The organism is Staphylococcus sp. SUC_1.2, assembly GCF_026222585.1.
This window is the reverse complement of record NZ_JANJPM010000002.1, coordinates 75,501-100,422: the sequence shown is the minus strand read 5'-3', so window position 1 is coordinate 100,422 and position 24,922 is coordinate 75,501. Positions and strand designations below refer to the sequence as shown.

Genomic DNA, 24,922 nt, shown 5'->3' with positions numbered 1-24,922 from the left:
ATAAAGTTGGTGTATATAATGAATAAAAGTAATATAGACTATGATTTAAAAAAGGAAATAGAAATAGGCAAATTTTTAGATGAATATTTTTATAAAAATTTAAATAGTATTTTGAGTAATTGTGAAATTAAAGATATTAAAAGAACCGTTGATTCTAAAAAACAACATCGTGGAATAGATTTAACTATTGAATATGATCATGGAAAAAAAGTTAATATTGATGAGAAAGCGGCAGCAACATATTTTAATAAAGGGTTACCAACCTTCGCATTAGAAATATTTTTTTACAATAAGAATAATGAATTAAAAGAGGGATGGCTATTTGGAGATAAATATGATTCAACAGATAGTTACTTATTTATATGGGGAGAGAACAATGGAAAAGAGATTTTTGCGGATAACATCACTAAACTTGAATTATGCTCTATAAAAAAATCTGTTTTAAGACAAGATATTGAAAAAAGATTTAATATTAATAAAGAGAATTATTATAATATTTGCTTAGATAAAATGAATAGTATATTAAAAAATTCTAAAAATAAAGATAGTAAAGAATATGTTAAAGATAAGAAAAATGAGGCTTACTGGAAAATTGGTAATGTTAAAGAGAGACCCTTTCTAATGATTTATAAAAAAAATATGTTAAAAGAAATATGTCAAAGTTGGTTTGTAGTAACAAAAGAAGAAGTAAAACAAATTAAATAGAAGACCTAGATATCTCATTCTATATTTGCGACATTCCTGAAGGAACAGGATAAGGAGCAAAATAGCACGCATTTTTTCTATTCACTAACATACTTATCATTTAAATTCAACTTACATGTGAAAAAATGAACAAACAAATTTTCAAATTATTGAACTATTTGTGAAAATCATCACATACCTCTTTTAAAATATAAAAAAGCGTGTATGATAAGAATTGTAAGGAATAAGTAATTGGAGTGATACTAATTGAGAAAAGTAATAGAAGGCGTTATTTTTTCTGAAGAAGGCAGCTACGATATTTATTTAAAAACAGGCGTAAACCAAGGATTAATTAGTGATATAAAAGATGGATATATGACAATTGATTCAATGTCTTATTTAGACGCTGAACGTCTATATTTCTATGGTCTCGAACGTAAAACACTAGTTACAAATTAAAATACAAAATTGAATGACCTCCTATAACATTCAAGAACGTATCTTATCATGCCCTCGTTGGTGAGCAGTCGAGGGCATATCCTAAATATACCCCCAATCATTTTTAGATAATGTGTTGAAACCCGCATCTCACTTCCCTTGATGCGGGTATTTTTATTATAAAGATTTAAAATTGTTCTTCACTTCATTATATTGGTACTCTTGATTATACAATTTGAACTTATAGCCATCTTCACTAGAAAAAGGCATTCGAATATTTGGAATGTGATCCATTCGTGCAATAAATTCTCTTTCTTGGCGTGTGCGTTCTTTGACACTCATGTGTAACCATTCTTCTTTAGTAAATAAATCTTCGAAACGAAATGAAAAACTTGTGCGACCTACTTTTTGACGTAATGCTTGAACCAATGGACTAAAATCTTTCGCAATCACAGACATATCTATTCCCCTTTACTTATCATAATATATATCTTCACTTTATTATGTTTAATATTAAATTACAATCTATAATTGAGATTTTAAATTGATAACGACGTTTATATATAGAGAATGATGGAAATGGAATGAATAAACAACAATAAAGGATGATGAATATGGCTAAATTAACAGATAAAGTTGCGATGATTACAGGTGCGAGTAGTGGAATTGGTGAAGCAACAGCCAAACGACTTGCTGAAGAAGGCGCTAAAGTTGTGCTAGCTGGTCGTAGTGATGAGAAGTTACAACGTGTTGCAGAACATTTGAATGAAGGAGACTACCTTATTACACCAACCAATGTGATGTATCGTGATGACGTTGATGCGCTCGTAGAAAATGCGATTGCTAAATTTGGAAAAGTCGATATCTTTGTCAATTGTGCAGGCATTAACTTATCTTCTAAAATCACAGATTACAAAGTAGACGATTGGGATAAAATGGTTGATACGAATATTAAAGGGTTATTATATGGTCTGAATGCCGTACTTCCTCATTTTGAAGAACAATCTAGTGGTCATATTGTCAATATGGCATCTATTTCAGGCTTTGAAGTTAATAAGACAAGTGCATTATACAGTGCAACGAAATCTGCTGTATTACGTATCGTAGAAGCTTTAGAAAAAGAGCTTGCGCGAACGGGTATTAAATCAACTAGTATTTTACCAGGAATGGTAGATACACCTATGACAGAAGGATATGACTTTGGTGATAGAAAGAAATTAGATCCTGAGAATATAGCTGATGCGGTGATCTATGCAGTGACGCAACCTGCACATGTGAACGTTAATGAAGTCATCGTTCGTCCAGTTTAAACATAATGAGAATGAGAGCGTTTCTTGCCTAAGGTAGGAAACGCGCCTTTAAATCCTTCAATATTAGTGTTGAAATGTTACACTTAGATTGAAAGATCATATAACTTAAAAGGGTGATAAAGTGATGGAACAACGTTTATTTGAATTGTTAGATGTATTAGTTAAATATAATACGGAGAGTCCTCCTGGACGTAATACGGATCCTTTACAAGATGACATTGAACACATATTAAAAACACTAAATTTTGATATTCAACGTGAACATTTATATGAAAATGATAGTGTTATCGTCGCAACATTAAAAGGGGAAGATGAGGATGCACCTAAATTAATTCTCAATGGTCATGTAGATGTGGCGAACGTGGACGATGATTCTAATTGGCAATATCCACCGTTTCAATTGACTGAAAAAGAGGGATGGCTATATGGTCGTGGTGTGAGTGATATGAAAGGCGGTATGGCCTCGCTGTTTTATGTGCTTGAAAAGTTACATCAAGAAGGACGACGACCTAAAGGAGATATTGTCGTGCAATCTGTAGTAGGAGAAGAAGTGGGTGAAGCGGGGACGAAACGCGCATGTGAAATCGGTCCTCAAGCAGATTTGGCATTAGTATTGGATACAAGTGAAAATATGGCACTTGGACAAGGTGGGGTCATTACAGGGTGGATTACGGTTAAAAGTAAGAATACCATTCATGATGGCGCACGTAGTCAAATGATTCATGCAGGTGGAGGTTTATTTGGTGCGAGTGCAATTGAAAAAATGACCAAAATCATTCAAGCACTGAATGAACTTGAACAGCACTGGGCTGTGATGAAACATAGTCCTGGTATGCCACCAGGTGCGAATACGATTAATCCAGCAGTGATTGAAGGAGGACGCCATCCTGCTTTTATTGCTGATGAATGTCGTTTATGGATTACGGTTCATTATTTACCGAATGAAAGTTATGAAGACGTTACAAAAGAGATAGAAGCGTATTTAAATCGTGTTGCAGAGGCAGACATTTGGTTGAGAGAGAACCCGTTACAGTTCGAATGGGGCGGTGAATCAATGATAGAAGATAAAGGAGAAATTTTCCCAAGTTTTACTATTCCATTAGAACATCCAGGCTTTAAACAATTACAAGATGCACATTATCACGTTCATCACAGTCAAATGAAACATGGTATGAGTACCACAGTGACAGATGGAGGTTGGACAGCTCATTTTGATATTCCAACCATTTTATATGGTCCAGGTAGTTTAGAAGAAGCTCATAGTGTAGATGAAAAGATAGAAGCACAAGAACTTCAAACTTATAGTGATGTGTTATATACATTCTTAAAACACTGGTATGACCATCCTGAGAAATAAATTAAAAAGCCAAGTCGTGCTGATGAATGACACGACTTGGCTATTTTATAGTCACATTATTTTTTTAATGTGTTTCGAAGACGATTGACCCAGCTAGCTCTTCTTTTAGAAACGACGGGCATTCCTGAAGGCTGGGTTGCCTCCTTTTTTAGCTTTTTACCATACTTAACTGCTTCTTTCATCAAGTAAGCTTGTGAATTTAATGGAGATAAATCGTTTTGAACGTAATGATACTCACCATACTGATCTTGATAACGTCCTTTTTGATTATCAGATAATTGTAAATTCATAAAGTCTACAAGACGTTTACCGATTTCTTTATCTTCTACAGGGAATAAGATTTCAACACGTTTAATCATGTTACGTGTCATGACGTCTGCAGATGATAAATAAATACGTTCGTCACCATTATTGTAGAAGTAATAAATACGAGAGTGTTCTAATAGACGACCTACAATACTTACAACTTCAATATTTTCGCTGACACCTGGAATGCCTGGTTTTAGGCAACAGATACCACGAATAATAAGTTGAATGGTAACACCCGCTTGAGATGCTTCAAATAATTTTTCAATGATAGCCTTATCAGTTAAGGAATTCATTTTCATCATAATTTTACCGTTACCATGTTGACGATGACTTGCAATTTCTTTATCAATACGATCAATAAAGACGTCACGAATATCAAATGGTGCGACAATTAATTTATTATATTCAGGTTTAACTGAGTAACCACTTAAATAGTTAAAGAAATTAATGGCATCTTCAGCAATTAATGTATCTGTCGTAATCACACCCATATCTGTGTATAGTTTTGCAGTTTTATCGTTATAGTTACCTGTACCTAAGTGTACGAATGAAGTTAATTTGCCACCGATGCGTTTAACGACAAGAGCAATTTTACTATGCGTTTTTAAATGAGTCATACCATAAATAACATGACAACCTGCATCTTCTAACATACGTGCCCAATGAACGTTATTTTCTTCGTCGAAACGCGCTTTTAATTCTACAAGGACAGTCACTTGTTTACCATTTTCAGCCGCTTCTTTTAAGCTTTTAATAATGGGTGAATCTTTACTTACACGATAAAGCGTTTGTTTAATCGCAATCGTGTTAGGATCTTCAGCTGCTTCACGAATAAAGTCTACAATAGGCTCAAATGATTCGTATGGGTGATGGAAAAAGACATCACGTTTTAATGCAAGATCATACACATTATTGTTACCTAATGAACGTGGAATTTGTGGTGTATATTTATCATATGTTAAGTATTTTAATTTATGGGATAGATGATCAACTAAGCCAAAGATAAATGTTAAATCTAAAGGTCCGTTAAGTAAGTAAACGTCTTGTTCATCCACTTCTAAAGTGTCTGTTAACCATCCTAAATCTTCGATAGAGGCTGTACGATTGTCGACTTCTAAACGTACAGCAGAACCACTTTTACGTTCTTTTAAGAAACGTTCGATTTCGATAAGTAAGTCTTCAGCGCCATCTTCATGAATCGTTAAATCAGCATTTCTAGTAATTCTAAATGTAAAGGTATTTAATACTTCATAGCCTGTAAATAAGTGATTGATGAAGTGTGTAATGACATCTTCTACCATGACTACATATTGTTTTGAGCCTTCATTATAAGTTAAGAATCTAGGGATAAGAGATGGAATTTGAACAATAGCTGAGTTAATGGCATCATCTGTATCGATATCTACGAAGATATTTAGACTTTTATTATTTAGTTTTGGGAAAGGGTGGTATGCATCTATACCAAGTGGTGTTAACGTTGGTAAAATCGTGAGTTTAAAATCCCTTTCTAACTTACTTAAAATAGAGTCAGATAAGTTTTCTGGTTTACACATCACAATGTCATAATTGCGTAATTCTTCGATAAGTTCGTTATAGCGTTCATATTGCATATTGACATAATTTTTAGCTTTTTCTTGAATAGCATCTACTTGTTCTTGTGGTGTCATTTGTGTTTTATTTTCAGGTTTATCGAATCCCATTTTTACTTGGTCTTTTAAACCAGCCACACGCACCATAAAGAATTCATCTAAGTTCGAACTAAAGATAGATACGAAATTTAATTTTTCTAATAGTGGATTGTTGTTATCATAAGCTTCTTGTAATACACGATAGTTGAAATCTAACCAACTAAGTTCGCGATTATTATAGTATTTCGGCAAGCTAATATCATAGTCTCCCAATTGAGTTTGCATATTCAAAATACACCTCGTCATTTCTTCGATTATCAATCTTTCTATTTATAAACATATATAGTCTATGACAGAACTATCTACTCATAATATAGCATACAAATTTTAAGATTTTGTAAAGACAATGGATACTGATCCTTTAAGAATCTTTTCAATATGCTTTTTCTGTCTTAATGCTTGATATTTCTCAGCAATCGGTTCGCCTTCAGTATAATGTACGGTCAGTTCATAATCGTCATTGCCTTTTTTCGTTTCTTTTAAAGTCACGTCTTCAACAAAGCTAGTTTGTGAAATATTTAAAGCATTCACAAATTTAATAATGCCACCTAATGCTTGAATGGTTTCAATTTCCTTATTACTGAACCAATCTGTTTCTTTACAATAGAACTTAAGTAAAGATTTATTTTTAAAACTTGCTAAAAGAGCGAGTTTAACGCGATCTTTATGTGTATAACCATTAATCATTGAGTTCGCAATAATATAATACGTATGTGGAGAACTTGAATCTGAATCAATAAATCTACCTAAATAATAAATATAGGTCGCTTCTTCAAAGAGACGTTGCTCTGTGTCATTAATCTTTAAATCACCTAAATCCATTAATTGTTTTAATAAAGATTGCGCTAATTTTAGACGACCTTGTGAACTACGTTCTTCGATGTGATAATCATGTGCTAAGAAATAAATCGATTCTTTACGCACATTATGTTTGTCAAATACATCTGGATAGCGTGAGCGAATTTGTTTAATAATATAGCCTTCACGTAAGCCATTTCTTGAAAATGTGAATTGCTTTGCATCTATTTTTTTATAAAGTGTCTTAAATACTGACACTGCCGGAAGAATAATATCTGCACGATCGCGACTTAACCCATCTAGGTTATTTAACTCATCACGTGAACTTTTACGTATAATATCGTACACTTCATCAATATCTTTATCTGACATTGTATAATTGTGTACACCACTTATAGGATAAGTGTGTTCAGATTGATGGATACGTGCTACGTTACGTGCAGAACCACCGACACCGACTAATGCAACGTCTTGATCTTTAAGCCAATCTAATGTACTAAATTGTTGAGATAAGAATTTCTCCATATCTTTGATCGCGCCTTTATCATTGTGGTCTTTGCCATCAAAGAATTTACGTTTTAACGTTACTACACCGAAAGGAAAACTATGTGATTCAAATAATTCTTTATCCTTAAATAAAGTAACTTCAGTTGAACCACCACCGATGTCTACAGATACACCATTTTCAATTTCAGTAGTATGAGTAATAGCATAGTAACCATAATATGCTTCGTCTTTTTCAGGGATAATTGAAATTTCAATATCAAGTTCATCTTTTACTTTTTTAACAATGTCACCCTTATTCTCAGATTGACGAATTGCTGCTGTTGCGATAGGATGCAATTCTTTTACTTCAAATTTTTCAGATACAGATTTAAAACTGCGTAATGCTTCAATGAGCACTTTAATACCTTCTTGGCTCATTTTATTTTCTTTTGTCAAATATTGACTCAAGCGAGCAGGCGTTTTAATGTTGAGCAATTCATTTAATCCTGCATCTTTGCTAAATCTAAAGATAACTAATCTAATCGTATTCGAGCCAATATCTATTAATCCTATACGTTCTTCCATCATGCCCTCCTAAGTCTTTCAATACTTCCTAATATAGTTTTATTTTACATGAATTTTATTAATAGAAAAAGATACGAATCATATTTACATTTCTTTGGATATAGAAAAGAATTCAATTGTAAAACGATTTCATTTTTAGTATCACGTTTAATCTAAACTGTTTAGTGGAAGAATAAGGTTGTATTAGAAAACATGTTCACTAGGAGTGTGACAAGATGAAACGTTTAGAAAATAAAATTGCAGTCATCACAGGTGCAAGTACAGGTATTGGACAAGCATCAGCAAAAGTGTTAGCGAAAGAAGGAGCGCATGTCTTAGCACTTGATATTTCAGATGAATTAGAAAAAACTGTAGATGACATTAATCAAGAAGGCGGTAAAGCGACAGCTTATAAAGTTGATATCTCTCAAGATCAACAAGTGAAAGATTTTGTTGAGAAAGTTAAACAAGACTATGGTCACATTGACATTATCTTCAACAATGCAGGTGTAGATAATGGGGCAGGACGTATTCATGAATATCCAGTTGAAGTATTTGATAAAATTATGTCTGTCGATATGAGAGGTACATTCTTAGTAACGAAATTCTTATTACCATTAATGTTGGATAATGGAGGTTCAATCATTAATACAGCTTCATTCTCAGGACAAGCAGCAGACTTGTATCGTTCTGGTTATAATGCCGCTAAAGGGGGCGTCATTAATTTCACTAAATCGATTGCGATTGAATATGGACGTGAAAATATTCGTGCGAACGCGATTGCACCAGGTACCATTGAAACACCGCTTGTAGATCATTTAGCTGGTACATCTGAAGATGAAGCGGGTAAAACATTCCGCGATAATCAGAAATGGGTCACTCCACTTGGTCGTTTAGGACAACCTGAAGAAATAGGTAAATTGGTTGCTTTCCTAGCATCAGATGATAGTTCATTTATTACAGGTGAAACGATTCGTATTGATGGTGGTGTGATGGCATACACTTGGCCTGGTGAAATGTTAAGTGAAGATAAATGGAAACATTCTGTAGAATAAATCATAGTGGATATATTAGCGTTTAAGTGTGAGAGATGGCTTCAGTATGAGGCTGTCTCTCGCTTTTTATGTATTTAGATAAATTATTCTATTTTATAAAAATGTTATAATGTTGTTGTCGTCTTTCCTTTAGACGGTAGTACGTTTAAAGGAGGTGAAGTTATGACGTTAATATTTGTACTCGTTATTGCACCTATATTAAATAGGTGGCTCAATATATTGTTTGATTATTGGTTTGAACAATATAAGAATAAAAAAGACGGCAGATAATCCAATACACAAAGAACCCCTAGTCTAGGGCAATAGACTAGGGGTTCGTATCGTTATGACGTTAATACTCGTTAATATAATGTTAACATAAGTAGATGTAACATTTCAATATTCAAATTACCATTTGATTTGATTATACGTTTGATCATTTAAAGAACGTACAATTTCAGTGATTAATCGTACTGAATTTTCATAATCATCGGTATGAAGAACAGATACATTTGAGTGCATATAGCGTAATGCCACACCAATAGCAATTGTTGGAATACCATCGTTAGCAACATGGATACTACCAGCATCTGTACCACCGCGTGGTGTAGTATCCCATTGAACCGTAATATAATGTTTTTTTGCCACTTCTTTAATATGTTGACGTAAGCCTTGATGTGCCACATTTGAAGCATCCATTAAAATAATTACTGGGCCGTCACCAATGGCTGTATCACTACCATATTGTGCCATTCCAGGTGTATCGTATGCGACCGCAACGTCGACTGCGATAGCTAAATCGGGGTTGATTTTATTTGCTGCGACTTTAGCGCCACGTAAACCAACTTCTTCTTGTACAGTGCCACCTGCATATAAATTAATACCGATCGATTCATCTTTAAGATTGTTAAGTACGTCAATAGCAAGTGCACAACCGTATCGATTATCAAATGCTTTGGCAGTTAAATATTTACCATTTGCAAGTTGTTCAAACTCACTATAAGGTGTAATCATATTTCCAATTTCAATACCGTATTGTTCAGCATCTGCTTTACTTCTAATACCAATATCAATAAACATGTCTTTGATATCGATAGACTTTTTGCGTGCTTCTGGTTCAAGTACATGTGGAGGTTTAGAACCAATAATACCTCGTATTTCTTTACCATCGTCAGTCGTGATGGTTACTTTTTGAGATAACATCACTTGGCTCCACCAACCGCCAATAGGTTGGAATTTAATAAACCCATTATTGTCAATTTTAGTGACGATGAATCCAATTTCATCTAAATGACCAGCTAACATTAATGATTTAGATCCCGTTTTACTTTCCTTTTTACCGAAGATACCACCCAAACCATCTTCGATAATCTCATCACTAATAGGTGTTAAATAGTCTCGCATTTTTTCTTTAACTTGGTATTCATAACCAGCGATACCATTAACATCTGTTAATGTTTTGAGCAATTCGATAGATTCTTTCATACATTGAGTCCTCCTAAAAACGTTGTTAAGTGTATTGTAGCATGGATAAAATGAATTTTATGAACAATAGTTTATCATATCTATGCAAATTAAATGTATCCCATTCATAGTTGGTAAGTGATATAATTTGTTTAAAATTAAATATGGGGAAGTAGATGAGCATAATGAAAAAAGTCTTAACATTATTTGTGTTGTCAGTGTTAAGTGTTTGTATATTAGGGGCTTGTAGTCAATCACGTTCAAAAACATACGAAGGTGATATTGATGGTAAGCATGTTCTTACAACATTAACTTATAAAAAAAATAAAGTGATTAAACAATCAACTGTCAGTACTTTAAAATATGATGATCTGGGAATGTCTAAACAAGAAGGTGAAAAATCTTTTAAAGACTATCGTCCATTAAAAGGGGAAAAGGGTGTAACATATACGCTAAGTAGTAAGCATCAAAAAATAGTTGAAAACATAGATATTGATTATAACAAAGCAAACTTAAAAGATGTTAGTCGTTACTTTGCATTAGCACATTATTCTAAAAACTATAAAAAAGTGACAATGGATGGTACGGTCAAAGAACTTAAAAAAATTGGATTCCAGAAAAAAAGCAATATGAATGAAGAATAATATAAAAGTGAGACAACCATTGGCTTAGATGGATTGTCTCACTTTTTTGTTGACTATTGAATAAGTTTTAATTTATAACTTGCGATATCTTCAATATGTCCATTTTTTCTTTTAATCACAATATGATCTCCTGTAATTTCATTTGGACTTTTAACACCTACTGCAGCTGCAACATTAAATAATCCCTCATGTAAACTCGTCACATAGTTTGTGACACGATATTGCTTTTCTTCAACAATTAAAGCCTTTTCTTTTTTAGGATCCGTTGTTGCGACGCCAACTGGGCAAGTATTTAAATGACATTGTTGGCTCATAATGCAACCAATGCTGATCATCATACCTCTTGCAATATTACATAAATCAGCACCAAGTCCAAGTGCAATGGCTATTTTATCTGGTGTAATAAGTTTTCCAGATGCGAATATCTTCATATATTTGCGTGCATCATAACGTTCTAAAACACCAGTAACGATTGGAAGGGCAGTAAAAAGTGGGAGGCCAACACCATCTTGTAATTCTTGGAAAGTTGCCCCTGTTCCACCTTCACCACCATCAACAGTAATAAAGTTTGGATAAATATCTAGGTTAATCATTTCTTGAACAAGGGCCTCAATTTCATCAACTCTGCTTACCACAATTTTAAATCCCACAGGTTTCTGACCGAGTTTTTGCAACTTAGCTACAAATTCTAATAACTCTTTCGGATTATTAATGAAATCGAAGCGGTTAGGTGAATTGATTGTCTTATAGGGTTCGATATGACGAATTTTAGCAATTTCTTCTGTAACTTTATTGCCCTCCATATGACCACCACGTGTCTTAGCACCTTGTGCAAGCTTAATTTCAAATGCTTTAACTTCTTTATGGTTTGCCACATTTAAGAAAGCTTCTTCACTAAAACCACCGTCTTTATCTCTCACGCCGAATAAACCTGGTCCAATTTGATAAATAATATCGCAGCCACCTTTAAGATGATATTCAGATAATCCGCCTTCTCCTGTATTCATCCATGAGCCAGCACGTGCAAGTCCTTGAGATAATGCAGTAATCGCACGACCACCTAATGAGCCATAACTCATACCAGATTGACCTACTAAACGTTTGACTTTAAAGGGGTGTGCTAATTCTTCGCCTATAATAACTGCATGATCATCTGATAAATAATAAGGATCAATGTTTTTGTTCTCACGATGCTCTTCACGTTTAAACAATCGTTCATTATCGATTGAATAAATAAATGTTGAAATCATTGAATGGTTATCAATTTGAAGTTCTGACTTTTGTAATGGAAACATAGTGTTTCGAATATAAAAACCTTCTTCATAGTTTTTTTCTGTACCAAAACTAGTCATTCTTGAATGATATTTACCTGCTAAAACGATATCAGTATATTGATTTCTTGAAAATGGTTTTCCTTCGGTATCATTTGCAAATAAATATTGACGTAATTCTGGTCCTATTTTCTCTGAAAAGTAACGTATTCTGCCTAATACAGGAAAGTTACGTAACACACTATGTTGTTCTTGTCTTTTATCTTTGAATAAAAGATATAACCCAACCATTAATATAGACAGTAACACCATAATAATAAGAATATTAACTATAAATTGCATGACAGTAAGTAATGTTGTCATGCCCATCCCCCCTTCATCCCCTTTATATTGTAAATCTTACATCAAAAAATTGTATTTACAAATAAAAATAAATAGATTTAATATTTATCTTTAAATATCAAATAATGAAAAAGTTAGGATCTCTTATGACAATAATGTTTTTAAATGATAAAGTACTATATACGTAGATCGTTGAGGTGATATATGAAAAAAGAAAAAGATGTGATCACACAAGTGGTATCAAAAAATCGATGGGGTAATCCTGAAATAATAAAAAAAGATTTTCTACTCATTCCTTTGTTTATCTTTTTCCAAATTTTAACGCCTATTATTATTGTTTTTGGTGTATTAGGTGTGACGGCTATGGTTACCCAACAACCACCGCCATCTTATTTATATAATGTGATGCTAAGTTTAAGTTTTGTGATTGCTCAATTTATTGTGTTAGGATTATTTTTCACATTACATAAGTTTTATATTGCGAGTGTTGTACGACGACAATATCGTATTGCGATTCATCAGTATTTGAAATTGATTATAATCACCGTAATCGTTAGTGTGATGTTATATTATGGTTTTAATGCATTGGCACACATGTTACCGCATCCTTTTGGCTACGTAGACACACAAGCACAACGTCGTTTAGAAGGATTGTTTATTCATCCAAGTGCACTGATATTCACTTTTATTTCAGTAGTATTATTACGACCCTTAATTGATGAGTTACTATTTCGTCATCTATTGATTCATGAATTAGGCAAAAAATTTAATCTTTTAGTAATGATGATTGTTAGTGTCTTAATAGAAACCATTGTCCAAGTATATGATTTAATTTCAATATTGGAAGCCATGCCTTACATAATTATTTCAATAGGTGCAGTGATGGTATATATGAAAAGTGGGGAAAATTTAGCAGCGTCCTATCTTTATCATAGTACTGTACAACTCATCATATTTATTATTACAATGATTGATAAGCTTGTTTAAATAGAAAGAATAGGAGAGTTATATGACTTCGGAACATAATGATACATACTACCAAACCTCAGAGCAACGACCGATAAGAAATGAATTTGATTCAAAACGTATTGTTAAACGTGATTTTTGGCTAATACCTACATATTTAGTCATGAATATAGTTTTTCCGTTGATTCTTACATTTATTGTGATGGGAATAATTTCAGGCATCACAGGTGGTCATATATCGGAAAGTAAGTTTACAAAATATTATTTAGGATATGCCCAAGTCTTTACCTTAATTGGTCAATGTCTTGTATTAGTAGTCTTTTATTTAATGCATCGCAAAACCATTATTCCTATTGCCATCTCACGATTCAAAGCTTTAAAAAAACATATTCCACTCATTATCATTGTGATGGTGGCCCTTTATGTGTTGCAAGGCGCATATGGTTATTTAATGGAATTTTTACCGAAACAATATCAGTTTGATGATACAGAAAATAACAAAATGATTATTAAAATGTTTGAAATCAATTGGCTTTGGCCTGTTTTATTTTTAGATATTGTGATTATTACACCTTTTGTAGAAGAATTATTATTTAGACATTTGTTAATTCATGAGTTAGGTAAAAAATTAACGTATGGTGTGATGTATGTCGTGTCAGTGCTCGGGTTTGCAGGATTACATATGACAAGTGCATCATCACCATTTGAAGTTGGCCCTTATTTAATTATGGCTACAGGATTTGTTGTGGCATATCACTTAAGTGGTCGAAATTTAGCGATGACGATTACCCTTCATATGATAAATAATTTTGTTTCTTTTATAGCGATTATTATGAGTATCATTTGGGGTTAAGAGTAAGAGGTAGAGTCATTGAAATTCAAAAAATAGTAACATTGAATTTCATTACTTTGCCTCTTTTTTTGTTATGATAAAAAAGAATATGTCATCCCATTAAAGAGTAAAGATAAGGAGGAAACGCTTGTGTTATTAGAAGTAAAACATCTGACCTATAAAGCAGATCAACGAACGATACTCAATAATATTAATTTTAAATTAGATCAAGGTGAAACCGTTGCAGTAGTTGGTCCTTCTGGAAGCGGAAAAAGTACATTCTTAAAGCAACTCAACAATTTAATTAGTCCGACTGAAGGAGAATTATTATTTAAAGGAAAACCATATGATGAGTATCGTCCTGAAGAATTACGTTCTAAAATTAGTTACATGATGCAACAAAGTGAATTATTTGGAACGACAGTAGAAGATAATATGGCTTTCCCAGCATTAACGCATCATGATCAATTTGATGAAGATAAAGCGAATGATTTACTTAATAAAGTCGGCTTGTCAAACTATAGTCTAGATTCAAAAGTAAAACATATGTCTGGTGGAGAACGTCAACGTATTGCTATTGCACGCCAGTTAATGTATCAACCAGAAATATTACTTCTAGATGAATCAACGAGTGCACTTGATACGCAAAATAAAGAAAAAATTGAAGATATTATCTTTAAATTAGCAGATGAAGGCGTCGCTATATTATGGATTACGCATAGTAATGATCAAAGTATGAGAAATTTCCAAAGAAGAATTACTATTAAAGATGGTCAGATTACAAATGAGGAGGTGTTAAGTCATAATGAGTAATACAGCGCTTTGTTTAACAGCATTATTATTATTAATTCCTATTATTATTTCATATAAAGAAGGCTTACATATTATCAAAGATTTAGTCGTCGCTTCGATTAGAGCGGTGGTTCAATTATTAATTTTAGGATTGATATTAGAATATATTTTTAAAATTGATCAAGTATGGATATTATTGATTGCAGTATTAGTCATTATTATTAACGCTTCTTGGAATACAATTCATCGTGCATCGCCTGTTATGCATCATGTGTTTTGGATTTCTTTTGTTTCTATATTTATATCAACAGCAATTCCGTTAGCATGTGCAGTGCTTGCTGGTGCTATCGATTTTAAAGCAAATGATGTCATTCCTATCGGTGGTATGCTTGCAAATAATGGTTTAATTGCCATTAATTTGGCATATCAAAATTTAGATCGTGCGTTCGTTCGAGATGTAGACGATATTGAATCTAAGTTAACATTAGCAGCAACGCCAAAGCTTGCGTCTAAAGGGGCGATTCGTGAAAGTATTCGTTTAGCGATTGTTCCAACAATTGATTCTGTAAAAACATATGGGTTAGTGTCTATTCCGGGTATGATGACAGGATTAATTATTGGAGGTATGGCACCATTACAAGCCATCAAATTCCAATTACTTGTTGTGTTTATTCATACTACTGCAACGATTATGTCTGCATTGATTGCAACGTATTTAAGTTATGGTCAATTCTTTAATGCACGTCATCAACTCGTAGCACGTACAACTAATATAAAAGACAATAACTAAATCTCAATGACATATTTTTTCGCACAAAAGTTTAAGAAATTATTATATAATGAAACAGTTACGAATGATAAAGGTTACCATTGCGTAACTGTTTTTTTATGCCAAAATATAGAAAGAAAGGAGTCCTATGCATGTCTGTCATGCGAGTGGCAACCTTCATTATTAGTGTGTTTATCGTCGGTATGGTTGAGATGATGGTTGCAGGAATTATGAATTTAATGAGTGAAGACCTCGGTGTCTCTGAAGCGATTATTGGTCAGCTTGTGACTTTATATGCATTAACATTCGCTATTTGTGGACCCATACTTGTTAAGCTTACGAATCGCTTTGCAGTACGACCGGTCTTATTATGGACACTCGTTGCATTTATCATTGGAAATGCAATGATTGCGATGGCGCCTAACTTTACTATTTTAGTGATTGGACGTATCTTATCTTCAGCAGCCGCTTCACTCATTATCGTTAAAGTCTTAGCTTTAACAGCGATGTTAACGATACCTAAAAATAGAGGGAAAATGATTGGTGTCGTTTATACTGGATTTAGTGGGGCTAATGTATTTGGCGTCCCAATCGGTACGATGATTGGGGATGCAATAGGTTGGAGATTTACGTTCTTATTTATTATTATTGTGAGTGTGATAGCTGGTGTACTGATGATGGTATATTTACCATCAACATCAGAATTAAATCAAGTTCAACGTCAATGGGGTTCAACTTCAAATAAACAACTCAATACATCTAAAATTTTAAGACCAGCAGAGGTAGTCAAATATTTAGCGATTACTTTTTTAATTTTAGTAGCAAATTCTGTGACGTTTGTTTATATTAATCCTCTTATTTTGAATCATGGTCATCAAATGGGATTTGTATCATTGGCGTTATTAGTGAATGGGATTGCAGGAGTGATTGGTACATCATTAGGTGGCATATTAGCGGATAAACTTAGCAGTAAACGTTGGTTAATCATTGCCTTTTCTATTTTTATAGTTATGATGTTGATGATGAATCTTATTCTGCATACTGTTACCATATTATTAATTGGATTATTTATATGGAATATTGTACAGTGGAGTACCAATCCAGCAATTCAAAGTGGTATGATTGAACATGTTGAAGGTGATACGAGTCAAGTGATGAGTTGGAATATGTCGAGTCTGAATGCGGGAATAGGATTTGGAGGCATTATTGGAGGACTCGTTGTTTCAAATATCTCTGTTCAAGCAGTCACGATTGTGAGCGCAATAGTTGGAACTATGGGTCTTATTATTGTCATAAGTTTAAAAAATATGTCTTATATAAAAAATTAAGTAGGAAGTGGAACAGAATTCATTTTGAATTCATCGTTCCGCTTCTTTTTATTTATATATATAACAATAAGGTGTTTGAGGAGAATAAGATGACCACGGCATAGTGTGGTATGTTGCAAAATAGATTAAATCATCTATCATATGTTTACTGAGATGACGTTCATGTTCTAATGAGTTCACACCATGCGCTTTTAAAATCTCTAATTTTCCAAACCAAAACACTAAATCTAAAATATGATAAGCAGATTGAAACGGTGATACATTAGAAAGGCACCAGTCAAAACGTAATTTCCAACAATGGCGATTGTTTTCAAGTTGATTTAAAAATGAAATCGCAGGTGTTTCAAAATAATGCGTTGTCACCATAAGGGCTTGGTCTTTACCAGTTTGAACTTGAGAAATGTGAAGGTGTATATCATTTAATTTCATAACTTCTACAAAGCGTTCAGATGATAGTTTTCTAGATTCATTACGAATATAGATATTGCCTTCCTCTTTCGTAGTACCTATAACAACTGGTTTAGTAAATTGAGAAAGGGGACGAGACATGTTTGACTCTTGAATAGGTGCATAAATCAATTCAAGACCTTTTGATTTCCCACGTGATGCTTCATCATAAGCCATTAATGATAATATATCTAAAGTTGTTAAGTGAGTAATACTTTTTTTAGGACAATAGGCATCTTTCAGATAGGCAAAATGGGCTGCTTTCTTTTGTCCTAATAAATGAGAATCAAGACGTAGCGTTCCGCTTAATAACATCACTTGATGATAGTATTTGTCTAATTCTGGTCGTTGCATTAATGCCATAATACTCATACTACCAGCAGACTGTCCCATTAATGTTATATTGTTTGAATCTCCACCGAAATATTTAATAAACGTATGTACCCATTTGAGTGCATTAATTTGATCAGACAAACCATTGTTTTTATTATAATCGCTATTGAAGTAAGACCAGTCTAAAAACCCTAAAGCACCTAAACGATAATTAAATGTAATTACAATGACATCATGTCGAGCAACGATATGTTCAGGTGTATAAAGTTCCTGAGAACCATGTCCGTTCACAAAGCCACCACCATAAAAATAGATAATGACAGGCTTATTGTTATATTGATTGTTTTGACACCAAATATTTAAATATAAGCAATCTTCACTTTGGTTAAATAATTGAGCATGTGATGAGAAGAAGGTTTCGAGTTTGTTGTGTGGTTGTGGTGGTATAGATTTAAACGATGTTGCTTCAATGGTCTTATCCCAAGTTTTTAAGCATTTCGAGTGTTTAAATCGATGTTCATTGATAGGTTTATCAGCATAAGGAATCCCGAGAAAGTAATTAATTTTCTTTTTAGTATAGCCTTTAATATCTCCGGCATGTGTTTTAATTAAAGTCAATAGTATCATCTCCATACTTATCTTATGTCTAATATAACATTAAAAAAAACGTCTGAAGCAAGTTGAGACAATTCTCTAACTTGTTTCAGACGTTTGAATGATTATTCGTTACCTTTAGCAGCTGCTTCAGCTTCTTCTGGTGAGCCGTCTTTCATTTTTTTATTGATTTTCTTAGCACGTTTGAAGTAAATACTATTGAAGTGACTTGAAGAACCAATTTTATAAAAAATGAGTGACAACACAATAATAGCAATAAAGTCATATGGGTAGTGAATCCAGTTCATACCTTTAAATTCCTTACTACCTACAAATGACATAGCAGCTAATAAAATAAGATAGACAATAATCCATAAGCTACCGCCAATTTGTTTTTTAGTATTTTTCCAATTCATTTTATATTCATAGAAGAAGTAAATTGGTAAACCTAAAATAATAATTAAAATAACTTCTGCTGTAGTAGGCCACATTGCCCAATAAATGGCCAGTGATGCTAATACGAATGATAAAGGTGCCATGATTTTTAATAATTTACCACGGAAGGGACGATGCAATTTAGGTCCCATTTTACGTAACGAAATAACTGTAGTAGGGCCTGTAAGATAGGCTACTAATGTTGCAGTCGAAATAACAGCTGCAAGTACGCCCCAATCACGGAATAACGTTACCATGATCATACTCATGACAGCATTAAATGCAATCGCAACACGTGGAATATTATATTTTGAATTAATTTTTCCTAAGAATTTAGGAATATGACCATTTTTCTCCATAGCGCTTAATACACGACCAGTAATGGCTACAAATGATACGCCAGTACCAAATGGAGATACTACGGCTTCAATATAAAGTAAAATGGCTAACCAATTAATACTTAATAAAATTGCCATGTCTGCAAATGGTGAATTAAAGTTAATACCGTGCCAACCATGTGAATGAATCATTGATTGTGGCATTGAAGTAATAAATGTACTTTGTAAGATAATATATAAAATCGCACTTAATGTTAGTGAAATGCCGATACCACGTGCGATGTTTTTCTCAGGATTTTTAATTTCTGAGCCCATATTAATGATCGTTTGGAATGCATTAAATGAGAAGATAATACCTGATGTTGTTGTTGCTGCAAAGATAGGTGCACTGCCATATGGCATAAATGTATTCAAGGAATGACCATAGTTTCCTGCATCAAACCCTGAGATCGTTAACATAATAATTGTTAAGAGTGGCACCCCTAATTTAAATACAGAAATTAAACTTGTAAATGACGTTAATAATTTTACAGACCAATAATTTAATAATGAAAAGACAATAATGATTATGTAAACAACAAATAATCCAACTGTACTTACAGAACCATTATGCATCAATGCCTGAGTTGGCTTAGCCCAGTCCCAAGGCCAAGAGCTGATATATTGGACTGCAGATACTGCTTCAATTGGAATAATCGTTACGAGTGATACCCAGTTTGCCCATGCGGCAATGAAGCCAAGTAATGAACCATGTGTATATTGAGCATAGTTACTCATTCCACCAGATTGTGGAAACATTGTTCCTATTTCAATATAGTTATAAGAAATCGTTCCAATAACTATGAAACCTATGACCCATGAGATAATGGCTGCTGGTCCAGCTACTGAAGATGCTTCCCATGCGCCAAAGAGCCAACCAGAACCAATTAACGAACCTAAACCGAGTAACACGAGTTGCGTTAGGCTAATTTTATTATCGTTTTTATTCTTTCCCATAAATACTCCTTTTAATTTATTTTATTTTTTATAAAAAAAAACACGATATAATTATACGCTTATCATTTAATTAGTCAAACTAAATATTTAATAGATTTCAAAATATTATTAAAAGGAGTTTATTAAATTTTTTCTATAATATAATGATGATAATGTTATGAAAAAGTATGTAGTGAAACCGATGTAGAAAGGGAATAAATGATAAATAAAAATAGAGATAACAGGCATAGAATCGTATGATTTGAAATAATACAAAAAACCCTGTAAAGCAGTTTTCCTGCTTTACAGGGTTAAAACATTTAATTAATATTTTTGGTCACCATTTAATTTCACTAGGATTTTAGCTTGTGATTTATCATTAACTAATTGATTGAATCCTGATTCAACGATGTCAGCTAATTCAATTTTATCTGTTACAACGCTCTTAACATCTAAGCTACCATTTGCGATTAAATCAATTGTTTGTTGGAATGTAGTTGGTGTATAAGCGATAGTAGACGTTAATTTAACACCAGAGTTTGTCAATAACATTGGATCAAAGTTAACTTCGTGTGCAAAGATTGAAACAATGACAACACTGCCTCTTGGACGTGTTACTTTTACAGATTGTGCTAATGTTACTCCAACACCAGCTACTTCAAATGTTACATCTACACCGTTTTCAGTATGTTCGTTTACGAATTCTAATGGGTCAGTATTACCAGAGTTTACAACGTGAGTTGCGCCCACTTCTTTAGCTTTAGCTAAACGTTCTTCTGATAAATCGAATACAAAGATTTTACTAGCACCAGCTGCTTTAGCAGCAACGACTGTTAATAAACCAATTGGACCTGCACCAAAGATAGCCACTGTATCACCAAATAATAAGTTACCTTCTTTAACAGCTTGCACTGCTACTGCTGTTGGTTCAACTAATGCACCTTCTTGAGCAGACACATTTTCAGGTAAGTGATACACATTGTCTTCAGGTGCATTAGTAAATTCAGCGAAACCACCATCTGAACCCAATCCAATGAATGTATACCCATCGTATAAATCTACATTTTCTTCTTTTTCACGTGCAGAAACAGTTGGGTTTACAACGACACGGTCGCCTTTTTTATATTTTGTAACGTCTTTCCCCACTTCTTCAACGATACCTGAGAATTCATGTCCTAAAGTTACAGGTGCTTTTTGACCTAAGAATGGATCAGGTTTGTCAGTGGAAATAAATACTGGACCTTCTAAATATTCGTGTAAGTCAGTACCACAAATACCAGCCCAAGATACTTTAACTTTTACTTCGTTATCTTTTAATTCTTTTGGTTCACGATCTTCAACGCGAACATCTTTTTGACCATACCATACTGCTGCTTTCATGATATATAACATCCCTTTCATAATAAAAAACACTTTATAATTATAGATTAATACTAGGAACACAGAAATTCAAATATATATAAATGAATTGTTAAACACTTTAGAAAAATTTGACAATTTTTCGAACTTTAATTGTAGACAATATAAAAAGGTTGGAATGTACTATTTACAAAGAATAGTTGTATATAAGTAATGTTAAATTTAAAAACTTAAAAAAATAATTAGGTAAAAAAATTAATTATTACATATAAATAATGTTTCAAAAAATTATAAAGGGTATATAAGTATAGGTGGTGGAATTTTAACGATTTCTATTAAAATTCAATTTTTTAAAACTTTATTACGCAATGGCCATATGGTTCTTGATTGAGACAATCAAAAATAGAATACTTTGGCTTTTTTGTATTTAAAATATTCCATCATTAATACGATAGAAGGGGACATCCTATGACGCTTAGTATAAAGAACCTTACTAAAATTTATTCTGGAAATAAGAAAGCAGTCGATAATATTTCTTTAAATATTGAAGCTGGAGAATTTGTTGCATTTATTGGAACAAGTGGTAGTGGTAAAACAACAGCATTAAGAATGATTAACCGTATGATTGAACCTACAGAGGGGTCAATTGAAATGAATGGTAAAGATGTACGTAGCATGAATCCAGTAGAATTACGTCGTAGTATTGGATACGTGATTCAACAAATTGGATTAATGCCACATATGACTATCAGAGAAAATATTGTGCTCGTTCCAAAACTTTTAAAATGGTCTAAAGAAAAGAAAGATGCTAAAGCAAAAGAGTTGATTAAATTAGTCGATTTACCTGAGGATTATTTAGATCGTTATCCGTCTGAACTGTCGGGTGGACAACAACAACGTATTGGTGTAGTTAGAGCGCTTGCAGCAGAACAAGACATTATTTTGATGGACGAACCGTTCGGTGCATTAGATCCTATAACTAGAGATACGTTACAAGATTTAGTTAAAGATTTACAAAAAAAGTTAGGAAAAACGTTTATTTTTGTAACTCATGATATGGATGAAGCGATTAAGCTAGCAGACAAAATTTGTATTATGTCGAAAGGCCAGATCGTTCAATATGATACACCAGACAATGTTTTAAGATATCCAGCAAATGATTTTGTTAGAGAATTTATTGGACAAAATAGACTGATTCAAGATCGACCAAACATGAGAACGGTTGAAGATGCAATGATCAAACCCATTACTATTCAAGCTGACGATTCTCTTAATGATGCAGTCAATATTATGAGAAACCATCGTATAGATACTATTTTTGTAGTGAATAATAAACATCGTCTTTTAGGTTTTTTAGATATTGAAGATATAAATCAAGGATTACGTCAAGGTAAAGAATTAATTGATACGATGCAGCGTGATGTTTATAAAGTACATATCGATTCAAAACTACAAGATTCAGTACGAACTATTTTAAAGCGTAATGTACGTAATGTGCCTGTAGTAGATGATCATCATACATTAATTGGACTGATTACACGAGCAAACTTAGTAGATATTGTGTATGACTCCATTTGGGGTGAAGAGAATGAAACGAGTCACTCTTCTAAAACCTATTCAAATGAAATTGAGCGAGAGAATGAACGTCAAAATGAAACGCAACAACGTTTAACATCGCAAGGTACACAACGTTATCATGAAGATATTATGAACGGAACAGATAGAGAACATACCCATAATACGGATGATACGGGAGTGGATCGTTAATGAGAGACTTTTTTGCACAATACGGAGAAGAACTCGTATCGAAAACGATAGAACATTTCTATATTTCTATTATTTCGTTACTTATTGCTATTGTCGTAGCTGTACCACTTGGTATTTTATTATCAAAAACAAAACGTACGGCGAATGTTGTATTGACTATTGCAGGTGTACTTCAAACGGTACCAACACTTGCCATTTTAGCGCTTATGATTCCAATTTTTGGTGTAGGTAAGACACCAGCAATTGTAGCTTTATTTATCTATGTATTATTACCTATCTTAAATAATACAGTATTAGGCGTTCAAAATATTGATAAAAACATTATTGAAGCTGGAACAAGTATGGGGATGACAAAACTTCAATTAATGAAAGATGTGGAATTACCCCTTGCCTTGCCATTAATTATTAGTGGTATACGTTTATCAAGTGTGTATGTCATTAGTTGGGCTACACTTGCGAGTTACATTGGTGCAGGTGGTTTAGGTGATTTAGTATTTAATGGATTAAACTTATATGAACCGCCAATGATCATTAGTGCCGCTATTTTAGTAACGTGTCTAGCACTACTTATTGATTTCTTATTATCTTTAGTTGAAAAATGGGCTGTGCCTAAAGGACTTAAAGTATCTAGATAGTTTAAAAGGGAGGAATGAACAGCTATGAAAAATATTAAATATATATTTATCGTTCTTGCATTGTCTCTCGTAGTATTATCTGGATGCGGGTTACCCGGTTTAGGTGACAGTAATTCGAAAGACAGTGTGAAAATCACATCAACTGAAACTAGTGAAACCAAGATTATGGCAAATATTGAAAAATTAATGATTGAGCATTATACAAATGGAGAAGTTAAGCCTTCAATTATTGGCAATTTAGGTTCAAGTATTATTCAACATAATGCACTTATGCGTGGAGATGCTAATATGTCAGCAGTTCGTTACACAGGTACAGAATTGACTAGTGTACTCGATGCACCACCCACAAAGGATACTAAAAAAGCAATGGATGAGTCGCAGCGATTATTTAAAGAGAAATATGACCAAAAATATTATAATTCTTTTGGATTTGAAAACACATATGCATTTATGGTCACACAAGAAGTTGCTGATAAATATCATTTAGAAAAAGTATCAGATTTAAAAAAATATAAAGATGAATTAAGTTTAGGTATGGATACGCAATGGATGAACCGTGCTGGAGATGGATATCCAGCTTTCCAAAAAGACTATGGTTTTAAGTTCAAAAGTGCACGTCCAATGCAAATTGGTTTAGTGTATGATGCACTTAAAAACAAAAAATTAGATGTTGCTGTTGGTTACTCCACAGATGGCCGTATTGCGGCATATAATTTGAAAATTTTAAAAGATGACCGTAGCTTTTTCCCTCCATATGATGGCAGTCCATTAGTTACAGAAGAATTAATTAAAGAGCATCCTGAAATTGATAAAGCATTGACAAAATTAGAAGATACAGTAAGTACAAAAGAAATGCAAAAACTGAATTATGAAGCAGATGGAAAGGGAAAAGAACCAGCCGTCATTGCAGAAGAATTTGTTAAAAAACATAACTATTTTGAAGATAAGAAAGGTGGTCAATAA

22 protein-coding genes are annotated in these 24,922 nt (G+C 33.1%); 14 read left to right on the top strand and 8 right to left on the bottom strand.

The features are described 5' to 3' along the window. The first annotated feature begins 18 nt into the window (after positions 1-18). Together NR218_RS01465 and NR218_RS01460 are read left to right on the top strand one after the other, a co-directional pair. Positions 19-705, top strand: a complete 687-nt coding sequence (locus tag NR218_RS01465) for a hypothetical protein (protein ID WP_265883215.1) — start codon at positions 19-21, stop codon at positions 703-705. A 246-nt stretch (positions 706-951) separates the two neighbouring features. Continuing rightward, positions 952-1,143 (top strand): hypothetical protein, encoded by a 192-nt coding sequence (locus tag NR218_RS01460; RefSeq protein WP_002448449.1) that lies wholly within the window; start codon positions 952-954, stop codon positions 1,141-1,143. A gap of 156 nt (positions 1,144-1,299) precedes the next feature. Here NR218_RS01460 and NR218_RS01455 read toward each other — a convergent pair whose 3' ends face one another. Beyond that, positions 1,300-1,581, bottom strand: a complete 282-nt coding sequence (locus NR218_RS01455; protein ID WP_049379299.1) for a DUF1413 domain-containing protein — start codon at positions 1,579-1,581, stop codon at positions 1,300-1,302. 155 nt (positions 1,582-1,736) lie between these two features. Here NR218_RS01455 and NR218_RS01450 point away from each other — a divergent pair, with 155 nt between their 5' ends. Together NR218_RS01450 and NR218_RS01445 are read left to right on the top strand one after the other, a co-directional pair. Further along, positions 1,737-2,432, top strand: a complete 696-nt coding sequence (locus NR218_RS01450; protein ID WP_145472973.1) for an SDR family oxidoreductase — start codon at positions 1,737-1,739, stop codon at positions 2,430-2,432. A gap of 124 nt (positions 2,433-2,556) precedes the next feature. Next, positions 2,557-3,789: an acetylornithine deacetylase gene (locus tag NR218_RS01445; protein WP_265883214.1), complete on the top strand. Its 1,233-nt coding sequence runs from the start codon at positions 2,557-2,559 to the stop codon at positions 3,787-3,789. A gap of 56 nt (positions 3,790-3,845) precedes the next feature. Here the strand turns inward: NR218_RS01445 and NR218_RS01440 are convergent, their stop codons facing one another. Together NR218_RS01440 and ppx are read right to left on the bottom strand one after the other, a co-directional pair. Then, entirely contained in the window at positions 3,846-6,011 is a 2,166-nt protein-coding gene (locus NR218_RS01440) for an RNA degradosome polyphosphate kinase (RefSeq protein ID WP_107632282.1), read from the bottom strand. Between the two features lie 102 nt (positions 6,012-6,113). Further along, positions 6,114-7,655, bottom strand: coding sequence for an exopolyphosphatase (gene ppx / locus NR218_RS01435; protein ID WP_265883213.1), 1,542 nt, complete (start codon positions 7,653-7,655; stop codon positions 6,114-6,116). 215 nt (positions 7,656-7,870) lie between these two features. Between ppx and NR218_RS01430 the strand changes: the two genes are divergently transcribed. Next, complete coding sequence (locus NR218_RS01430; RefSeq protein WP_265883212.1) at positions 7,871-8,689, top strand: SDR family oxidoreductase; 819 nt, start codon at positions 7,871-7,873, stop codon at positions 8,687-8,689. Positions 8,690-9,076: 387 nt separating this feature from the next. Here the strand turns inward: NR218_RS01430 and NR218_RS01425 are convergent, their stop codons facing one another. Beyond that, a complete protein-coding gene (locus NR218_RS01425; RefSeq protein ID WP_049379304.1) occupies positions 9,077-10,153 on the bottom strand; it encodes a M42 family metallopeptidase in 1,077 nt (358 codons plus the stop codon). A 164-nt stretch (positions 10,154-10,317) separates the two neighbouring features. Here NR218_RS01425 and NR218_RS01420 point away from each other — a divergent pair, with 164 nt between their 5' ends. Continuing rightward, entirely contained in the window at positions 10,318-10,776 is a 459-nt protein-coding gene (locus tag NR218_RS01420; RefSeq protein ID WP_064617396.1) for a DUF1307 domain-containing protein, read from the top strand. Positions 10,777-10,829: 53 nt separating this feature from the next. Here NR218_RS01420 and NR218_RS01415 read toward each other — a convergent pair whose 3' ends face one another. After that, positions 10,830-12,410: an FMN-binding glutamate synthase family protein gene (locus NR218_RS01415; RefSeq protein ID WP_232132777.1), complete on the bottom strand. Its 1,581-nt coding sequence runs from the start codon at positions 12,408-12,410 to the stop codon at positions 10,830-10,832. A 183-nt stretch (positions 12,411-12,593) separates the two neighbouring features. Here NR218_RS01415 and lnsB point away from each other — a divergent pair, with 183 nt between their 5' ends. The 5 genes from lnsB (at position 12,594) to NR218_RS01390 (ending at position 17,076) form a co-directional block, all read left to right on the top strand. After that, entirely contained in the window at positions 12,594-13,376 is a 783-nt protein-coding gene (lnsB, locus tag NR218_RS01410) for a CPBP family lipoprotein N-acylation protein LnsB (protein ID WP_019835001.1), read from the top strand. A gap of 22 nt (positions 13,377-13,398) precedes the next feature. Beyond that, complete coding sequence (locus NR218_RS01405; RefSeq protein ID WP_019835002.1) at positions 13,399-14,208, top strand: CPBP family intramembrane glutamic endopeptidase; 810 nt, start codon at positions 13,399-13,401, stop codon at positions 14,206-14,208. A 129-nt stretch (positions 14,209-14,337) separates the two neighbouring features. Beyond that, complete coding sequence (locus NR218_RS01400) at positions 14,338-15,000, top strand: ABC transporter ATP-binding protein (RefSeq protein WP_049379305.1); 663 nt, start codon at positions 14,338-14,340, stop codon at positions 14,998-15,000. Beyond that, positions 14,993-15,769, top strand: coding sequence for an ABC transporter permease (locus NR218_RS01395; protein WP_048682571.1), 777 nt, complete (start codon positions 14,993-14,995; stop codon positions 15,767-15,769). The genes NR218_RS01400 and NR218_RS01395 overlap by 8 nt, the downstream gene beginning before the upstream one ends. Positions 15,770-15,900: 131 nt before the next feature. Next, positions 15,901-17,076: an MFS transporter gene (locus NR218_RS01390; RefSeq protein ID WP_019835005.1), complete on the top strand. Its 1,176-nt coding sequence runs from the start codon at positions 15,901-15,903 to the stop codon at positions 17,074-17,076. A 48-nt stretch (positions 17,077-17,124) separates the two neighbouring features. Here NR218_RS01390 and NR218_RS01385 read toward each other — a convergent pair whose 3' ends face one another. From NR218_RS01385 to NR218_RS01375, 3 genes are all read right to left on the bottom strand, one after another. Then, the gene (locus tag NR218_RS01385; RefSeq protein WP_145429683.1) at positions 17,125-18,474 is read right to left on the bottom strand and encodes a carboxylesterase family protein; all 1,350 of its coding nucleotides are present in this window, start codon (positions 18,472-18,474) and stop codon (positions 17,125-17,127) included. A gap of 101 nt (positions 18,475-18,575) precedes the next feature. Continuing rightward, entirely contained in the window at positions 18,576-20,219 is a 1,644-nt protein-coding gene (locus NR218_RS01380) for an APC family permease (RefSeq protein ID WP_019835006.1), read from the bottom strand. Positions 20,220-20,522: 303 nt separating this feature from the next. Next, positions 20,523-21,578: a 2,3-butanediol dehydrogenase gene (locus NR218_RS01375; RefSeq protein WP_025987138.1), complete on the bottom strand. Its 1,056-nt coding sequence runs from the start codon at positions 21,576-21,578 to the stop codon at positions 20,523-20,525. Between the two features lie 447 nt (positions 21,579-22,025). Here NR218_RS01375 and NR218_RS01370 point away from each other — a divergent pair, with 447 nt between their 5' ends. The 3 genes from NR218_RS01370 to NR218_RS01360 are packed head-to-tail and all read left to right on the top strand — an operon-like array spanning position 22,026 to position 24,922. Then, complete coding sequence (locus NR218_RS01370) at positions 22,026-23,324, top strand: betaine/proline/choline family ABC transporter ATP-binding protein (protein WP_019834806.1); 1,299 nt, start codon at positions 22,026-22,028, stop codon at positions 23,322-23,324. Then, positions 23,324-23,959 (top strand): ABC transporter permease, encoded by a 636-nt coding sequence (locus tag NR218_RS01365; RefSeq protein WP_002448427.1) that lies wholly within the window; start codon positions 23,324-23,326, stop codon positions 23,957-23,959. Before NR218_RS01370 ends, NR218_RS01365 begins: the two co-directional genes overlap by 1 nt. A 24-nt stretch (positions 23,960-23,983) precedes the next feature. Continuing rightward, entirely contained in the window at positions 23,984-24,922 is a 939-nt protein-coding gene (locus NR218_RS01360; protein WP_002448611.1) for an osmoprotectant ABC transporter substrate-binding protein, read from the top strand.